Origin of the sequence: Pseudomonas sp. AB6 (assembly GCF_034314105.1) — a bacterium.
Classification (GTDB): Bacteria; Pseudomonadota; Gammaproteobacteria; order Pseudomonadales; family Pseudomonadaceae; genus Aquipseudomonas.
Map to the genome: position 1 here is coordinate 2,208,112 of NZ_JAVIWJ010000001.1, position 16,948 is coordinate 2,225,059.

Consider the following 16,948-nt stretch of genomic DNA (forward strand, 5'->3'; position numbering starts at 1 on the left):
GTTGGCAAAGCGGCAGAAACTGACACACCGCGTAAGCCCTAGCGCCACCCAGGTGGCTCTCAAGACTTTTAACGTAATTGAATTACGCATAACGTAATTTGAGTTTGTGATGAGGTCAAGCTATAAAGCAGCCTTCCCAGACCGGCGCGTACTTGTTCATGACAGCGGAAATCGAAAGTCCAGCAGGCGCACGTCAGCAAAAAGTCCAAGCGGCTGAAGTCGGTGTTGGCATTCTCAAAGCATTGGCTGAGCTGGCGCCTGCGACCTCATTGTCGAAATTGGCTGAGCATGTGGGCATGCCGGCGAGCAAGGTTCATCGTTACCTGCAAGCGTTAGTCGCCAGCGGTTTCGCCGAACAAAACGCCGTCACCAACCACTATGGCCTGGGGCGTGAAGCCTTGCTGGTGGGGCTGGCGGCGCTCGGACAACTGGACGTATTGAAAACCGCTGCGCCGCACCTTTGCGCGTTGCGTGATGACCTCAACGAAACCTGCTTTCTCGCGGTATGGGGCAATAAAGGACCCACCGTGGTCTACGTCGAACAGTCCATAGGCGCGGTGACGCTGGTCACCCAGATCGGCTCGGTGCTGCCACTGCTCAGCTCTTCCACTGGCTTGGTGTTCAACAGTTTTCTACCGGCCAATGAAACAGCGGCGCTGCGTGAGCCGGAGTCAGCCCAACTGAATGCCCGGCAATTGAAAGACGTCGTAAAACACCTCAAGGACATCCGCAGCACTGGGGTGCATCAGATTCACGGGATGTTGATGGCGGGAGTGAATGCCGTATCGTCACCGGTTTTCGCCATGGGCAACAAGCTGGCGGGAGTGGTTACAGTGGTGGGATCGGCTTCGGGGTTCAACGGAGAGGCGCAAGATCAGGCCGCGCAGAAACTGCTGAAAACTGCCCAGGATATAAGCCTGAGAATGGGTGGCAGTTTTCAGCTTTTAAATCTGTAGGGTGGTTAGCGTGGGGCTTAGTCAGCCGTCAGCACCCCACGCCTGACCTGATCGCGCTCAATGGATTCAAACAACGCCTTGAAGTTGCCTTCGCCGAAACCGTCATCGCCTTTGCGCTGGATGAACTCGAAGAACACCGGCCCCATCAGGGTTTCCGAGAATATCTGCAACAGCAATCGTCGCTCGCTGCCGTCTGACGAGCCATCGAGCAATATCCCGCGGGCTTGCAATTGGTCCTGCGGCTCGCCGTGATTTGGCAAACGCCCTTCGAGCATCTCGTAATAGGTACTTGGTGGCGGTGTCATGAAGCGCATGCCGATGGCTTTCAAGGCGTCCCAGGTTTTAATCAAGTCGTCGGTAAAAAACGCGACATGCTGGATGCCTTCGCCATTGAACTGCATCAAAAACTCTTCGATTTGACCAGCGCCTTTCGACGACTCTTCGTTCAACGGGATACGGATCATGCCGTCCGGCGCGCTCATGGCTTTTGAGGTCAGGCCGGTGTACTCGCCTTTGATGTCGAAATAACGAAGTTCGCGGAAATTGAACAGCTTCTCGTAAAAGTTCGCCCAATACGCCATGCGCCCGCGATACACGTTGTGGGTCAAGTGGTCGATGAACTTCAGGCCGGCGCCGGCCGGGTGGCGCTCCACGCCTTCGATGAAGTTGAAGTCGATATCGTAAATCGAGGTCCCTTCACCGAAGCGGTCGATCAAGTACAAAGGTGCACCACCAATGCCCTTGATCGCCGGTAGCCTCAGTTCCATTGGTCCCGTAGCGATTTCTACCGGTTGAGCGCCCAATTCCAAGGCGCGGCTGTAAGCCTGTTGCGCATCCTTGACCCGAAACGCCATGCCGCACACTGACGGGCCATGCTCGGCCGCAAAATAAGACGCGACGCTGTGGGGTTCATTGTTGAGGATGATATTGATCTCGCCCTGGCGGTACAGCGAAACGTTTTTCGAGCGGTGATTGGCAACCTTGGTGAAGCCCATGATCTGGAACACGGGCTCCAAAACGTTCGGAATCGGCGAAGCAAACTCGATAAACTCAAAGCCCATAAGGCCCATCGGGTTCTCGTATACATCAGTGTTGAGATCAGCCATGACATGGCTCCTTGCAGTAGAGAGAAAAAACAAAAACGAATCGTTCTCTACAAAGGCGGCGCGCAAGAGATGCCGCGTACACTGCGGGCGAGAAAATCGCCGAAAATCAGCTGTAAGCCCAGGACTCTCATGTTGAATGGATCACTCTGGCTTGTCGGATTGCGCATCGGGGTGCGCAGACTGGAAAGCAGTATGTTGCAACGCCAGGCGCTCGACTCGGCAGATCTTCGGATAGCCGGTCAAATCGACGTTGAAGCGCCGAGCGGCGTACAGCTGTGGCAGCAAAAATATGTCGGCTAGCCCCGGTTCACCGAAGCAAAACCCCTCTTCGCCTATAAGCGCTTCGACAGCGCTGAAACCCTCGGTAATCCAGTGGTCGATCCACGCGATCACCTCCGGCTCCGGGCTTCCCGACCCACGCAAGCGCTTCAACACCGAGACATTGTGCAGCGGATGAATATCACAGCCGATCAGGGCCGCAACGGCCCGTTGTTGCGCGCGCTGGATCAAATTTGCTGGCAACAAGGGCGGCTGCGGATAGCACTCTTCGAGGTACTCAATGATAGCCGACGACTGAATGATCACTTCGCCGCTGTCCAACCGCAACGCAGGCACCCGACCCTGAGGATCAATGGCGAGGTAATCAGGCTTTAGCTGTTCACCGCCGTCGCGGATCAAGTTAACCGCAATCGACTGGTACGTCAGGCCCTTCAGCGCTAAAGCGATTCGCACTCGATAACTCGAGGTTGAGCGGTAATAGGTAAATAAGTCCACGGGGCGGCCTGCTTCGTTGCACGTTTTTATGTTCGTAATTTGATTACGCAATGCGTAAGTTGATGGAGACAAGGGGGTGATGTCAAGTTGGGAGAATACTGACCCACCCCGGAAGCGTCGCCAATCACGTCCACCCCTCCAACCGCAACGTCGAGCGCACCAAGCGATCTTCCTCGTTCTCGATTTCCTTGAGGTTCTCGCTGATGCTTTGAATGTGCGCAATCGCCGCCTTGCGCGCTTGCTCGGGAAGCCTTCCTGTAACCGCGTTATAAAGTCGCGCATGCTGGCGGTCGATTTGGCGCTTCTGCGGCTCACGGTGGTACAGATTGTTGACCGAAGCGAACACCGTATTGAGTAGCAGGTCCGTCAGCGAGCGCAGGGTCTGGACCAGCACCGGGTTATGCGACGCTTCACAAATTGCCAGGTGAAACGCATGATCCAGTCGCGCATGCCCCGATGCCTCCAGCGGTTGGCCGTGGGCCGCGATCAACGCTTCGTAGCTACGGGTGATCAACACAAAATCGGCGTCGGTGCCGCGCAAGGCTGCCAAGCGTGCGGACTCCCCTTCCAGCAGGCTGCGCACTTCAAACAGGTCGTACAGCGTGCGCGGCTGCGAACCGAACAGGTGCATCAGCGGCGACGTGGCGGTATGGCCCGACAGCTGCGCGACGAACGAACCTTTACCCTGCTCTGTGTCAATAATCCCCCGCGCGCGGAGCAACTTCAGGCCTTCACGCAGCGCCGTGCGAGACACGCCAAGCTTCTCCGTCAAACGCCGCTCGGACGGCAAAATCTGCCCGGTTTTCAACACGCCGTCGACGATCAAGCGTTCGATACGCTCGCACACAACATCGGCCACCTGCGGCGCACGTGGTACAGAAGACATACTCAATCCTGCTCTCCACTGGTATGACCAGTCATAAACATCACAACACCTTTATCAATTCAGCAAGTTAACCACTTGAAAAACAGCATTTTTTTTAATAAACATTGATTCTCCAGTCAAAAAAACTGGTTCGACCACTTCCGTAAGTCATGGACAGTACTGCGCTCACAGCCAATGATGCAAGTCAGTGGATCAGCCACACGATCTCCAATAAAAAACAACACAGGGTTGTCAGCCCACCATGAACATTCTCTACGACGAACGCGTCGACGGTGTATTGCCCCCTTCTGATAAGGCCGGTCTGTACCTGGCATTGCGCGAACAGATGCCAGATTTGGACATTCTCCACCGCGAAGAAGAGCTCAAACCTTACGAATGCGACGGTTTGTCTGCGTATCGCACCGTGCCGATGCTAGTGGTCTTACCCCAGCGCATCGAGCAAGTACAGACCCTGCTCAAGTTGTGTCACCAACGCCAGGTACCGGTTGTGGCCCGAGGCGCTGGCACAGGATTATCCGGTGGCGCATTGCCGCTGGAAAAAGGCGTATTGCTGGTAATGGCGCGTTTCAACCAAATTCTTGAAATCAACCCTGCTGCGCGCTTCGCCCGTGTCCAACCCGGCGTGCGCAATCTGGCGATATCTCAAGCGGCGGCACCGTTCGACCTTTATTACGCGCCAGACCCCTCCTCGCAAATTGCCTGTTCCATTGGCGGCAACGTCGCGGAAAATGCCGGTGGCGTGCACTGCCTAAAATACGGTCTGACCGTGCACAACCTGCTCAAAGTCGAGATCCTCACGGTCGATGGCGAACGCATGACCCTCGGTTCTGAAGCGTTAGACTCACCGGGCTTTGACCTGCTGGCGCTGTTTACCGGCTCCGAAGGCATGCTTGGGATCATCACTGAAGTCACGGTTAAATTGCTGCCTAAACCGCAAGTCGCACGCGTGTTATTGGCCGCGTTTGATTCGGTGGAAAAAGCCGGCCGGGCGGTAGGCGATATTATTGCAGAAGGCATTATCCCCGGTGGTCTGGAGATGATGGACAACCTGGCGATCCGTGCAGCTGAAGATTTTATTCATGCTGGTTATCCGGTGGACGCCGAAGCCATCTTGCTGTGCGAACTGGACGGCGTCGAAGCCGACGTGCATGACGATTGCGAGCGGGTTCGCCGAGTGCTGGAAAACGCCGGTGCCACCGAAGTACGTCTGGCCCGGGATGAAGCCGAACGCGTCAGGTTTTGGGCCGGACGCAAAAATGCCTTCCCGGCCGTCGGGCGTTTGTCTCCAGATTATTACTGCATGGACGGCACGATTCCGCGCCGTGCATTACCCGGAGTGCTAAAAGGCATCACCGCGCTGTCCGAAGAATACGGCTTGCGGGTGGCCAACGTGTTTCACGCCGGCGACGGCAATATGCACCCGTTGATTCTGTTCGATGCCAACCAACCCGGCGAGCTAGACCGTGCCGAAGCGTTGGGTGGCAAAATTCTTGAGCTGTGTGTCAAGGTCGGCGGCAGCATCACAGGTGAACATGGCGTCGGCCGCGAAAAAATCAACCAGATGTGCGCTCAGTTCAACAGCGACGAGCTGACCCTATTTCATGCGGTGAAAGCGGCGTTTGATCCCAGCGGCCTGCTCAACCCCGGCAAAAATATTCCTACCCTGCATCGGTGCGCTGAATTTGGCGCCATGCATGTACACATGGGCAAGTTGCCCTTCCCAGAATTGGAGCGTTTTTAATGCTCGCTCATAAAGATCACACCCAGCCTGATCTCGACGCCAGCGCCACGCTGCTGGAGCAAGTCAATCAGGCCTATCAAAATGGCACACCGCTGCGGATTCAGGGCGGTAACAGCAAATCATTTTTGGGTCGCGAAGTCTTCGGAGAAATTCTCGATACCCGCGCCCATCGCGGTATTGTGACTTACGACCCGACCGAACTGGTGATCACCGCCCGCGCCGGAACCCCGCTGCACGAATTGAACGCCGCGCTGGAAGCGGCTGGGCAAATGCTGCCATGCGAACCACCCAGCTTCAGCCAAAACGGCATCGGTGACGCAACGATTGGCGGCGTGGTGGCGACCGGGCTTTCCGGGCCACGCCGCCCATGGTCGGGTTCAGTGCGTGACTTCGTGCTGGGTACACGGGTGATAACCGGCTTGGGTAAACATTTGCGCTTTGGTGGCGAAGTGATGAAAAACGTCGCCGGTTATGACCTCTCTCGGCTATTGACCGGTAGCTTTGGCTGCCTTGGCCTGCTGACCGAAGTGTCGCTGAAAGTTCTGCCAAAGCCGCGAAAATGCATCAGTATCGCCTTGGAAATGGACACTGAACATGCCCTGCGCAGGCTTGCCGAATGGGGCCAGCAGCCGATTCCGATCAGCGCCGCCAGCCATGACGGTCGTGTATTAAGATTACGACTCGAAGGTGGGGAAGGTTCGGTAGCGGCAGCCCACGATCGCCTCGGCGGTGAATTGCTCGACACCCAGTACTGGAGCGACCTCAACGAGCAGCGCCTGAGCTTTTTCGATGAAGGTCAAACCTTGTGGCGCCTGTCGCTGCCGAACAATACCGGTGCGTTGGCATTGCCCGGAGAACAGTTGGTCGATTGGGGCGGCGCTCAGCGCTGGTTGAAATCCGATGCCGACGCCGAGCACATTCGCGCCGTCGTCAGTAAACACGGAGGCCATGTGACATGCTTTAGCCACGGCGCCATCGACAGCCCGTTCCAGCCGCTGGCCACGCCTTTGTTGCACTACCATCGCCAGTTAAAAGCTCAACTCGACCCGAAGGGGATTTTCAATCCGGGCCGAATGTACGCAGAGATCTGACCATGCAAACGACATTGAGCGAAAAAGCCAAACAGCTGTCCCGCGCTGAGGAGGCTGAAAGCATTCTGCGCAGCTGCGTGCATTGCGGTTTTTGCAATGCCACCTGCCCGACGTACCAATTGCTGGGCGATGAACTGGACGGCCCACGCGGACGCATTTACTTGATCAAGCAAGTGCTTGAAGGCAATGAGGTCACGGAAAAAACCCAGCTTCACTTGGACCGTTGCCTGTCGTGCCGCAACTGTGAGAGCACGTGCCCGTCCGGCGTCGATTATCACAACCTGCTGGATATCGGTCGCGCGGTGGTTGATCAGGCGGTGCCCCGCCCGCTTAATCAACGGTTGCTGCGCACTGGGTTACGCGCTGTGGTTCCTAATGCGGCGCTGTTTAAAACGCTGATTCAGTTAGGTCGAGCATTCCGTCCGCTAATGCCAAGCGCCCTGAAAGCCAAACTGCCCAAAGATATCCACCCGGCCCGCCTGCGCCCGGCCCCGCAGCATGCTAGGCGTGTGTTAATGCTCGAAGGCTGCGTGCAACCAGGCTTATCGCCTAACACTAACGCCGCCACTGCTCGGGTGCTTGATCGTTTGGGCATTAGCGTTACCCCTATCAGCCAGGCCGGTTGCTGTGGCGCGGTGGACTACCATTTGGATGCTCAGGATGCTGGCTTGAACCGCGCCCGGCGTAACATCGATGCGTGGTGGCCCGGTATTGAAAATGGCGCCGAAGCCATCGTTCAAACCGCAAGCGGTTGTGGCGCGTTTGTCAAAGACTACGGCCATTTGCTGCGGGACGACCCAACCTACGCCAGCAAAGCGCAACGCGTCAGCGCGCTGACCAAAGACCTGGTGGAGGTGCTGCGCGAGGAGCCGCTGGAAAAGCTTGGCGTGAACAGCGATGTGCGCTTGGCGTTTCACTGCCCGTGCACCTTGCAACACGCACAAAAGCTCGGTGGCGCGGTTGAAAGCGTGCTGATCCGACTAGGCTTTAACCTGACCGCCGTGCCCGACGGGCATTTGTGTTGCGGCTCATCCGGCACCTACTCTATTACCCAGCCCGAGTTGTCCAAGCAATTGCGCGACAACAAGATGAACGCGCTGGAAAGCGGCAAGCCGGACGTGATTGTCACTGCTAACATCGGCTGCCAGACCCATTTGGACAGCGCCGGCCGAACTCCGGTCAGGCATTGGATTGAACTCGTCGAAGATGCGCTGCATTAATCGACTAATAACGTTTTATTGGAGAATCAGATGAAAACCAAAGCCGTATTGAGCCAGACCGAAGTTGGCCAGATCCTCGCTGCCGCCCGCGCCGAAGCGCTGAAAAACAACTGGGCTGTGTCGATCGCCGTGGTTGACGACGGCGGCCATCCTTTGGCCATGGAACGTCTGGACGGCTGCGCGCCCATTGGCGCCTACATCGCGATGGAAAAAGCCCGCACTTCCGCGCTGGGCCGTCGCGAATCCAAAGGTTATGAAGACATGGTCAACGGTGGCCGCAACGCCTTCCTGTCCGCGCCATTGCTGACGTCTCTCGAAGGTGGCGTGCCGGTAATCGTTGATGGTCAGGTGATTGGCGCCGTGGGCGTGTCCGGGGTCAAAGCTGACCAGGACGCCCAAGTGGCTAAAGCGGGCGCAGATTGCCTGAAGTAATCATCGTTTAGACCAGTAGGTGCTGTGGGCTGCTGCGCAGCTGAACGCAGCACTCGGCGGCCTCCTACAGGGGTTGCTTACGAATTGAATAAGAGAGCCCGACATGACTGATTTTGTGAACTGCCAACGCCTGAAAGTGGCGGCCAACCTTCAACGTTTTGTCGATGACGAAGTGTTGCCGGGTACAGGCCTGGACCGTGACGCCTTCTGGGCTGGCTTCGATGCGCTCGTGCACGAACTGGCGCCAATGAACCGTGCGCTGCTGGCCGAGCGTGATCGCTTGCAGACCGAATTGGACACTTGGCACCGGGCTCACCCTGGTCCAATCAGCGACATGTCGGCGTACCGAGCCTTCCTGACTTCAATTGGCTATTTGCAACCGCAGCCAGCTCGAGTGGAGGCTAGCACCGCTAACGTTGACATCGAAATCAGCAGCCAGGCTGGCCCGCAGTTGGTCGTACCGGCGGTCAACGCCCGTTACGCGCTGAACGCGGCCAACGCCCGTTGGGGCTCGTTGTATGACGCGTTGTACGGCACCGACGCCATCGCCGAAATCGACGGCGCGGAAAAAGGCAGCGGTTACAACCCCGTACGAGGAGCCAAAGTCGTGGCCTTCGCTCGAGCTTTTCTGGACGAGGCCGCTCCGCTGGCCAAGGGCTCCCACGTAGGCGCCCAGCGCTACGCGGTTGATGCCGGAACACTCATGGTCACGTTGGCCGATGGTAGTCAGACCGCACTCAAGCAAGCTGAAAAATACATCGGCTATCAAGGTGAGGCATCTCAACCTGTCGCCATCCTCCTGAAAAACCACGGCCTGCACGTCGAAATTCAATTTGACGCCTCCAGCGCCATTGGCAAGACCGATGCAGCAGGCGTCAAGGATTTACTGCTGGAAGCCGCCGTGTCGACCATCATCGACTGCGAGGATTCGGTCGCAGCCGTCGATGCCGACGACAAGGTCTCGGTGTATCGCAACTGGCTCGGTTTGATGAAGGGCGACCTGACTGAAGACCTGGTCAAAGGTGGCAAAACCATCACTCGCCGCTTGAACGCCGACCGCGAATACATCGCCGCAGACGGTAGCGCACTGAAGCTTCACGGCCGTTCGTTGCTGTTGATCCGTAACGTGGGCCACTTGATGACCAACCCGGCGATTGTCGACGGCGAAGGTCATCAGATTCCCGAAGGTATTCTCGATGGCGTGATCACTAGCCTCATCGCTCTGCATGACCTGGCCCGTCGCGGCAATTCGCGCACTGGCAGTGTCTACATCGTCAAACCAAAAATGCACGGCCCGGCCGAAATCGCATTCGCCGCGCAGATATTCAGCCGTGTCGAAGACCTGCTCAAGCTGCCGCGCAACACCCTGAAAATGGGGATCATGGACGAAGAACGGCGTACCAGCGTCAATCTGAAAGCCTGTATCGCTGAAGCGTCGGCTCGGGTTGCGTTCATCAACACCGGCTTCCTCGACCGTACTGGCGACGAGATGCACAGCTCCATGGAAGCCGGCGCGATGCTGCGTAAAGGCGAGATGAAAAACACTCCATGGATCAAGGCCTACGAGCGCAGCAACGTGCTGGTTGGTCTGGCGTGCGGTTTACGCGGCCGGGCACAGATCGGCAAAGGTATGTGGGCGATGCCGGACCTGATGGCCGATATGCTTGAACAGAAAATCGGCCATCCAAAAGCCGGTGCCAACACCGCGTGGGTACCCTCACCGACCGCCGCGACCTTGCATGCGTTGCACTACCACAAGGTTGACGTCAGGGCGATTCAGGAAGAACTGGAAAAAGTTGATCTGGCCAGCGAGAGCGATCAAATCCTCAACGACCTGCTGACGATTCCGGTATCACCGACCGCCAAATGGACGCCTGAGCAGATTCGTGAAGAGGTCGAAAACAACGCTCAGGGGCTGTTGGGTTATGTCGTGCGCTGGGTGGAACAAGGCGTTGGATGTTCCAAGGTGCCTGACATTCATAACGTCGGGCTGATGGAAGATCGCGCGACGCTACGAATCTCCAGCCAGCATATGGCCAACTGGATGCGCCACGGGGTCATCAGCGAAGCGCAAACCCTGGACACCCTCAAGCGCATGGCAGCAGTGGTTGATCAGCAAAACGCGGGGGATTCGCTGTACAAACCGATGGCGGCGGATTTCGACGGTTCAGTAGCGTTCCAGGCGGCGTGCGCCTTGGTGTTCAAAGGCCGCGAACAACCGAGCGGCTATACCGAACCGTTGCTCCATGAGTTCCGCTTGGCATTTAAACAACAGTAACTGGCCAGGCGGTGTGCCCTGCACACCGCCTTCGCAGGCTTGCCGACCAAAGCTTCAGCACAGACATTTACGTACTTTCCCGCACGACCAATTCAAACCCGAGATCCACTTGCGGTTCCTGGGCGATGCCTTCGATCAATCCCAACAGCAATTGCGCGGCCCGTTGGCCGACGGCCTCCCTTGGGGTGCGAATCGAGGTCAGGCGCGGGACCATGTGCGCCGACCCCGGCAGATCGTTGAAACCGATCAGCGACACTTGCTCTGGAATCTTAATGCCTCGCCTCAGGGCCTCAAGCGATGCGCCTTGGGCCAAGTCGTCGTTGCAGAAAAAAACCGCATCCACGTCCGGGTGTTCTTCAAGCAATTTCGCGAACAATTCACCGCCCAAACCGATGGATGAAGGCAGCGGCGACATCACTTCCAACACCGGGTCGTAAACGCCAGCATCACGCAGCACCCGGCGAAAACCCTCGCCCCGTTGCAACACCCGAGGGTCGAGTTGCACCGCCATGTACGCCAATCGACGGCGACCACGACTCAGCAAATGCCGAGCCGCTTCAGCACCCGCCTGCTCTTGGGAAAACCCCACGCAATAGGCGCCGCGCAAGGGGTCGAGTTCCATCATGTGCACGCAAGGCACACCGCTGGCCGCGAGCAGTTCACGTACAGCCGGGGTGTGATCGAATCCAGTCAGCAACAGCCCACGCGGACGATTCGCCAAATAGCTGCGCAGTAAGTTTTCTTCCTCTGCTGGCGAATAGTGATAGTTACCAATCACCACTTCTAGACCGCGAGTACGCAAAACAGCTTGAATCGCTTCCAGGGTTTCGATGAACAATTGATTGGATAACGACGGCACCAGCACCACCACGGTCTGACTGTGCGCCGACGCCAATGCCCGCGCGGCAGGGTTGGCGACGTAGCCAAGACTCACCGCCGCAGCACGGACTTTCTCCACCAGTTCTGGCGCAACCGTAGCGACACCTCGCAATGCCCGCGACGCGGTGATAGGAGAAACAGTGGCCAGGCGTGCGACCTCATTAAGGGTCGGACGGCCAGTGGAACGGGAACCAATGCGGGTCATGCGCTGCCAATCATTCAGAGGGGTTGCAAAATGTTGCTAATGAGCTCTAAGGTAGCGCTGTCTCGCGCACCCTCGCAATGATTTTCTCGCTACTTATTCGCACCGAAAAAGGGTACGAGCAATGTATGCCGCGTCTGACGATCGATTTGATCTACCCAAAACAATGACAAGAACTGGAAGCAGCCTGGCCAGGCTTTTATTCAAGCCGCCAAAGATAGCGCTGTCTTCAGCTGAGGTGATTATGAATACTGCTATTTCCGCCCTCGTGGTGATGGGTGTTTCCGGCTGCGGCAAAAGTGTAGTCGGGGCTGCCATTGCCTCGCGCAGTGGCGGTCGCCTGATTGAGGGCGACGCCTTTCACCCCGCCGCTAACATTGAAAAGATGAGCGCCGGCATTCCCCTCAATGACGAAGACCGTGCCGGCTGGCTGACCCGTTTAGGCCAAGAGTTGGCGACTGCAGTGCAGAACGGCGAACTCCCGGTGCTGACCTGCTCCGCGCTTAAACACAGTTACCGCGAGACGTTGCGCCATGCAGTGCCAGCACTGGGCTTCGTGTTTCTTGAGTTGACCAGGGAAGTCGCGATTGAACGTTGCGAACACCGTCCTGGACATTTCATGCCTGCGAGCCTGGTCGACAGCCAGTTCGCAACCCTTGAGCCGCCTAACGGCGAACCTCTGACCCTGGCCGTTGACGCTACGCTTCCCATCGAGACGTTGGGCGAACAAGCTGCGGCCTGGTGGAAAGCCTCGCGGCAGTCATAACGCCGCTATAAAAAAAAATACAACTGGAGAGGCACCCATGTTCGGTATGACCCAAGAAACGTACTTGCTCGTCGATGCACTGGTGACCATCATCGGCCTCGTGCTGTTGATCACCCGTTTTAAAGTTCACCCTTTCATCGCACTGACCCTCGCTTCGGGCTTCCTTGGGTTGACCTCGGGCATGCCGGTAGACAAGGTCATGAAGTCCTTCCAGGACGGCTTCGGTGGCGTGCTCGGGTTCGTTGGTATTCTGCTGGCGCTGGGTACTATGCTCGGCAAACTGATGGCCGACTCGGGCGGCGCCGATCAAATTGCGCAAACCCTGGTTCGGGTGTTCGGCAAGAAGCATGTGCATTGGGCGATGATGTTTGCTGCGTTTCTAGTGGGCATCCCGTTATTCTTCGAAATTGGTTTTGTGCTGCTGATTCCGCTGGTGTTCATCGTCGCCCGGCGTACCGGCCTGTCCATCGTTAAAATCGGGATTCCCTTGCTGGCTGGCTTGTCGGCTGTTCACGGTTTGGTACCACCGCACCCAGGCCCGCTGTTGGCCATTGGTGTATACGGCGCCGATATTGGCAAAACCATTTTTTACGGTTTGATCGTGGCATTGCCAACCGCAATGATCGCAGGGCCAATTTATGGCAAATGGATTTCCAAATACGTACCTGGTACGCCCAACCAGGAATTGATGGACCAGCTCGCTCAAGAATCGAAACGTGACAACCTGCCGAGCTTCGGTATCACCGTGGTAACGATCCTGTTGCCGGTATTTTTGATGTTGCTAAAAACGCTGTCCGACATTGCCCTGCCAGACAACAGCGCGATCCGCGTTTGGATGGACTTGATTGGTCATCCGATTACCGCGCTGTTGGCCGCCCTGTTGCTGGCGTTTTACACCTTTGGCGCGGCGCGTGGATTCTCTCGTCAAGAGATTTTAAAACTGCTTGATCAAAGCCTGGCGCCCGTTGCGGCGATTGTGATGATCGTGGGCGCAGGGGGTGGTTTTAAACAAATGTTGGTGGCCAGCGGTATTGGCGACGTGATCGGTCACATGGCCGTCCGTGCTGAAATCTCACCGATACTACTGGCGTGGCTGGTGGCTGCCGTGGTGCGGATTGCCACCGGCTCTGCCACAGTAGCGACTATCACCGGGGCCGGTATCGTTGCGCCCGTAGTCGGCATGATTCCAGGGGTTAACCGTGAATTACTGGTGCTGGCTACCGGCGCCGGCTCGCTGATTCTGTCCCATGTCAACGATGCGGGCTTCTGGCTGGTGAAGCAGTATTTCAATATGACCGTCGCTGAAACCTTTAAAACCTGGACCGCGATGGAAACCATTCTGTCAGTCGTGGGTCTGGTATTCATCTTGCTGCTGTCGCTAGTCGTCTGACGAGGAGATGATCGCGCCTGCGCTCAGGCGGGCGCGATCAGATCAGCGTCACTTCAACCCCAGCCGTTTACGCATGCCAGCGGTAAGGGTTTGGCGAGTGGTGGAATACTCGACCCATGGGTCTTGGTCCTGATCCGCCATGCGCTCAATGGCGTTATGGATGTTCCAACCATTGGCGCCTTTGAGTTCGGCCACTTCATCGCGGTACACCGGCACAGAAATCGGCAACCCCTCGCGGGTGCGTGCCGAGAACGCGCAGACCGTGGTTGCACCTTGGCTATTGCGCAGGTAGTCGATAAAAATTTTCCCGACACGGTTCTTCGGCCCAGACACCGCCGAAAAACGGTCAGGCAGCAACTTAGCCATGTGCTTGACGATGGTTTGGCTGAACACCTTCACTTCTTCCCAACTGGCCTTTGGCGTCAAGGGCACCACAATATGGATGCCTTTGCCGCCGCTGGTTTTCAAAAAAGAGGTCAGGCCCAGTTCGTCAAGAATCGCCAAGGTCAACTGTGTCGCTTCGACCATGTGCTTCCACGGCAACGCGGGGTCCGGGTCCAGGTCCAGGATGAAACGATCCGGGCGCTCCAGATCGTCTGAGGTAGCGTTCCAGGTATGCAGTTCGATGGTGCTCATTTGCACCGCACCGATCAGCGCTTCGGGGTTGTTGATGATCATGACCGGCTGGCCGGAAATTTCCTTGCTCAAGGTAGTAATGCCCGGAATCGCCAGTTTCTCGCCGTTTTTTTGGAAGAACAGCTCGCCGCCGATCCCTTCCGGCGCCCGAACCAACGCCACGGGCCGGTCCTTCAAGTGCGGCAGTATCCAATGCGATGCGCGCGCGTAGTATTGCGCCAGCTGCATTTTGGTCGAACCGCTGCTGGCATCGATCACCCGCTCAGGGTGGGTGATTCTGATTTTACTGGCATCAGCGACGGGAGCTTTCGTTGTGGACTTTTTTTTCGCGGGGACTTTCGGTTTCACCGGCATCTGCACCTCGGTGACTGGTTTAGGTTTTTCTTCGGTGATTTCCAAAGCTGGCTTGTCGTTACGCAGACCATGAAACACAGAGTGTCGGACTGAGCCGTCCTGGGTGATTTGCGCATACGCCACTTCCGCCAACAGCTCGGGCCGCAACCAATGCACGCCTTTTACTTCAAACCCGGTGGGCGGATTGACCACGGCGGGCTTTTTAATCTCCAGCGGCGTGAGCTGCTTGTGAATGCTGCGCAAGGTCACTTCGTTGAATCCGGTCCCGACCTTGCCCGCATAGCGCAATTGGCCACTGTCGGCATCGTGCAGGCCCAACAGCAAGGCTCCGAACGAATGGCGGCTGCCTTTGGGCTCGCTGTAGCCCACCACTACAAACTCTTGGCGATGCTTACACTTGAGCTTGATCCAGTCGCTGCTGCGTCGCGACACATAGGGGCTACCGACTCGTTTGCCAATCAGCCCCTCCATTTTCATCTGACAGACACTCTCGAGCATGCTGTCGGCCGACTCCGTAAAGTCTTCGGAAAACCGCAATACGTTGTCGGGGCTACGTTCCAGAACCGTCGACAACGCTGAACGCCGCTGTTCAACCGGCACTTCGCGCAAGTCCATGCCGTTCAAGTACGGCAGGTCGAACAGGTAAAAAACGATGACGTCACTGCGCTCACTTTCGAAGGCATTTTGCAGCGCCTGGAAATCCGGCATGCCCTCCTCGTTAGCCACCACCACTTCACCATCGAGCCAAGCGGACTCCAACCCTAGCTTGGCCAACGCTTGGGCCTGCCGGGGCATTTTTGCGGTCCAGTCATGGCCATTGCGGGTAAACAGACGAACTTCGCCGTTGTCGATCCGAGCCATGATCCGGTAGCCGTCGAATTTTATTTCGTAACGCCAATCACCTTCGGGGGCGGTATCGACCAGCGTCGCGAGCTCGGGTTTGATTGACTCTGGAAGAGGCAGCGGTTGGGCACCGCTTAAATCCGTAACTGTTTGTTGAGGTTTGGCGCGTGATGCTTTTTTCTTTGGGCTGGCCACCGGTTTTGGCTCGGCCGCTGGCTTGCCGCGCTTTTTACCAATCAGGGTACGGTCGCTGATCACGCTGTCTGGCTGATCGACAACAATGTCGTACTCGGACGCCGGACGCGCCTGCGAATCGTTGGACTTGATCAAAAACCATTGCTCTTGCTTACCCTTGAGATGGGTACGCACCAGATTCCAGCTGCCGTTGAGTTTCTCCCCTTTCAGCTCAAACTTGAGCCTGCCTTTGGCATAGGCTTCAGCTGGATCGCCTTGGGGTAGCCAAATGCCTCGATCCCAAACGATAACGTCCCCGGCCCCGTAGTGACCTTCAGGAATTTGGCCTTCAAAAGATGCGTAGTCGAGGGGGTGGTCCTCAACATGCACAGCCAAGCGCCGAACGCTTGGATCCAGGCTAGGGCCCTTCGGCACTGCCCAACTTTTCAAGGTGCCGTCCAGCTCCAGGCGAAAGTCATAATGTAGACGGGTGGCGGCGTGCTTTTGAATACAAAACTGTAGCGCTTGAGCTATTTTTTTTCGTGCGCCAGAAAGCTTTCCACGAGGCACGCCGGACGGTTCCGGGGTCGCTTCGAAATCACGCTTACGCTGGTAATCGTCAAGGGAAGAGTTCATGAGATAGTCCGATTCCGCAGTGGAAAGCTCAGAACTAAAGATCAGAAATTGGCGGAATTAGTTCAGAGCATTAGCGCGCACCCTGCACTACACCTGACAGTTATCTGACAATTGCCTTGATAGGCGAACGTCGAGGTTCAAAAAATAGTCCGACCTGCGTAAGCTTCTTTAAGCATCGAAACCACAACTTGATGGCAGGTAAAGCGTTCAAAGGAATTAAATATGCCCTTATGACGTCTTATTGATGGACTCATTTGGACGTACTCGGCAACAATCACCCCGCACGGCGCACGCCACCTCTTGGTAGAGGCGCTTCAAGAGGCCATCAAGGAAAAGATTATGTTGATACTCACCCGAAAAGTAGGCGAAAGCATAAACATTGGTGACGAGATCACCGTTACGATTCTTGGCGTTCAGGGCCTTCAGGTCCGGCTCGGCATTAACGCACCCAAAAATGTTTCTGTGCATCGCGAAGAGATTTACAAACGTATCCAGGCCGAGATCGCTCCACAGCAAGATCCACAATGAATTCGTAATCGTTCACACACCCTCTGAGCCATCTGACTCTGTGTCAGATGGACAAA

14 protein-coding genes are annotated in these 16,948 nt (G+C 56.7%); 9 read left to right on the top strand and 5 right to left on the bottom strand.

All coding sequences use genetic code 11. The features are described from left to right. Positions 1-158 precede the first annotated feature (158 nt). Positions 159-956: an IclR family transcriptional regulator gene (locus tag RGW60_RS10455; RefSeq protein ID WP_322204421.1), complete on the top strand. Its 798-nt coding sequence runs from the start codon at positions 159-161 to the stop codon at positions 954-956. Between the two features lie 17 nt (positions 957-973). On the opposite strand, the gene hppD is transcribed toward RGW60_RS10455, so the two are convergent. The 3 genes from hppD to glcC form a co-directional block, all read right to left on the bottom strand. After that, positions 974-2,062: a 4-hydroxyphenylpyruvate dioxygenase gene (gene hppD / locus RGW60_RS10460; RefSeq protein WP_322204424.1), complete on the bottom strand. Its 1,089-nt coding sequence runs from the start codon at positions 2,060-2,062 to the stop codon at positions 974-976. A 141-nt stretch (positions 2,063-2,203) separates the two neighbouring features. Beyond that, complete coding sequence (maiA, locus tag RGW60_RS10465; RefSeq protein WP_322204426.1) at positions 2,204-2,836, bottom strand: maleylacetoacetate isomerase; 633 nt, start codon at positions 2,834-2,836, stop codon at positions 2,204-2,206. 124 nt (positions 2,837-2,960) lie between these two features. Beyond that, positions 2,961-3,722 (bottom strand): transcriptional regulator GlcC, encoded by a 762-nt coding sequence (gene glcC, locus RGW60_RS10470; RefSeq protein ID WP_322204428.1) that lies wholly within the window; start codon positions 3,720-3,722, stop codon positions 2,961-2,963. Between the two features lie 241 nt (positions 3,723-3,963). Between glcC and glcD the strand changes: the two genes are divergently transcribed. The 5 genes from glcD to RGW60_RS10495 all read left to right on the top strand — a co-directional run bounded on the left by glcD (position 3,964) and on the right by RGW60_RS10495 (position 10,484). Continuing rightward, entirely contained in the window at positions 3,964-5,463 is a 1,500-nt protein-coding gene (gene glcD / locus RGW60_RS10475) for a glycolate oxidase subunit GlcD (RefSeq protein ID WP_322204430.1), read from the top strand. Then, positions 5,463-6,554, top strand: coding sequence for a glycolate oxidase subunit GlcE (gene glcE, locus RGW60_RS10480; RefSeq protein ID WP_322204432.1), 1,092 nt, complete (start codon positions 5,463-5,465; stop codon positions 6,552-6,554). Before glcD ends, glcE begins: the two co-directional genes overlap by 1 nt. 2 nt (positions 6,555-6,556) lie before the next feature. Beyond that, on the top strand, positions 6,557-7,774 hold the full coding sequence (gene glcF, locus RGW60_RS10485) for a glycolate oxidase subunit GlcF (RefSeq protein ID WP_322204434.1): 1,218 nt from the start codon (positions 6,557-6,559) through the stop codon (positions 7,772-7,774). Between the two features lie 30 nt (positions 7,775-7,804). Further along, positions 7,805-8,206, top strand: coding sequence for a heme-binding protein (locus tag RGW60_RS10490; protein ID WP_322164993.1), 402 nt, complete (start codon positions 7,805-7,807; stop codon positions 8,204-8,206). Positions 8,207-8,309: 103 nt separating this feature from the next. After that, entirely contained in the window at positions 8,310-10,484 is a 2,175-nt protein-coding gene (locus RGW60_RS10495) for a malate synthase G (RefSeq protein WP_322204436.1), read from the top strand. 67 nt (positions 10,485-10,551) lie between these two features. Here RGW60_RS10495 and RGW60_RS10500 read toward each other — a convergent pair whose 3' ends face one another. Next, on the bottom strand, positions 10,552-11,568 hold the full coding sequence (locus RGW60_RS10500; protein WP_322204438.1) for a LacI family DNA-binding transcriptional regulator: 1,017 nt from the start codon (positions 11,566-11,568) through the stop codon (positions 10,552-10,554). 271 nt (positions 11,569-11,839) lie between these two features. On the opposite strand from RGW60_RS10500, the gene RGW60_RS10505 reads away from it, so the two are divergent. Continuing rightward, on the top strand, positions 11,840-12,331 hold the full coding sequence (locus RGW60_RS10505) for a gluconokinase (RefSeq protein WP_322206891.1): 492 nt from the start codon (positions 11,840-11,842) through the stop codon (positions 12,329-12,331). 37 nt (positions 12,332-12,368) lie between these two features. Beyond that, positions 12,369-13,721, top strand: coding sequence for a GntP family permease (locus RGW60_RS10510; protein ID WP_322204440.1), 1,353 nt, complete (start codon positions 12,369-12,371; stop codon positions 13,719-13,721). 48 nt (positions 13,722-13,769) lie between these two features. On the opposite strand, the gene ligD is transcribed toward RGW60_RS10510, so the two are convergent. Further along, positions 13,770-16,364 carry a DNA ligase D gene (ligD, locus tag RGW60_RS10515; RefSeq protein ID WP_322204442.1) on the bottom strand — a complete coding sequence of 865 codons (2,595 nt, stop codon included), beginning with the start codon at positions 16,362-16,364 and terminating at the stop codon, positions 13,770-13,772. Positions 16,365-16,703: 339 nt separating this feature from the next. Here ligD and csrA point away from each other — a divergent pair, with 339 nt between their 5' ends. After that, the gene (gene csrA, locus RGW60_RS10520; RefSeq protein ID WP_297843550.1) at positions 16,704-16,892 is read left to right on the top strand and encodes a carbon storage regulator CsrA; all 189 of its coding nucleotides are present in this window, start codon (positions 16,704-16,706) and stop codon (positions 16,890-16,892) included. The last annotated feature ends 56 nt before the right edge of the window (positions 16,893-16,948 follow it).

Coding starts and splice junctions, on each gene's coding strand:
- glcD (WP_322204430.1), top strand. CDS start 3,964: ATGAACATTCTCTACGACGAACGCGTCGACGGTGTATTGCCCCCTTCT.
- RGW60_RS10490 (WP_322164993.1), top strand. CDS start 7,805: ATGAAAACCAAAGCCGTATTGAGCCAGACCGAAGTTGGCCAGATCCTC.
- RGW60_RS10510 (WP_322204440.1), top strand. CDS start 12,369: ATGTTCGGTATGACCCAAGAAACGTACTTGCTCGTCGATGCACTGGTG.
- RGW60_RS10495 (WP_322204436.1), top strand. CDS start 8,310: ATGACTGATTTTGTGAACTGCCAACGCCTGAAAGTGGCGGCCAACCTT.
- RGW60_RS10500 (WP_322204438.1), bottom strand. CDS start 11,568: ATGACCCGCATTGGTTCCCGTTCCACTGGCCGTCCGACCCTTAATGAG.
- RGW60_RS10455 (WP_322204421.1), top strand. CDS start 159: ATGACAGCGGAAATCGAAAGTCCAGCAGGCGCACGTCAGCAAAAAGTC.
- glcE (WP_322204432.1), top strand. CDS start 5,463: ATGCTCGCTCATAAAGATCACACCCAGCCTGATCTCGACGCCAGCGCC.
- RGW60_RS10505 (WP_322206891.1), top strand. CDS start 11,840: ATGGGTGTTTCCGGCTGCGGCAAAAGTGTAGTCGGGGCTGCCATTGCC.
- csrA (WP_297843550.1), top strand. CDS start 16,704: ATGTTGATACTCACCCGAAAAGTAGGCGAAAGCATAAACATTGGTGAC.
- ligD (WP_322204442.1), bottom strand. CDS start 16,364: ATGAACTCTTCCCTTGACGATTACCAGCGTAAGCGTGATTTCGAAGCG.
- hppD (WP_322204424.1), bottom strand. CDS start 2,062: ATGGCTGATCTCAACACTGATGTATACGAGAACCCGATGGGCCTTATG.
- glcF (WP_322204434.1), top strand. CDS start 6,557: ATGCAAACGACATTGAGCGAAAAAGCCAAACAGCTGTCCCGCGCTGAG.
- glcC (WP_322204428.1), bottom strand. CDS start 3,722: ATGTCTTCTGTACCACGTGCGCCGCAGGTGGCCGATGTTGTGTGCGAG.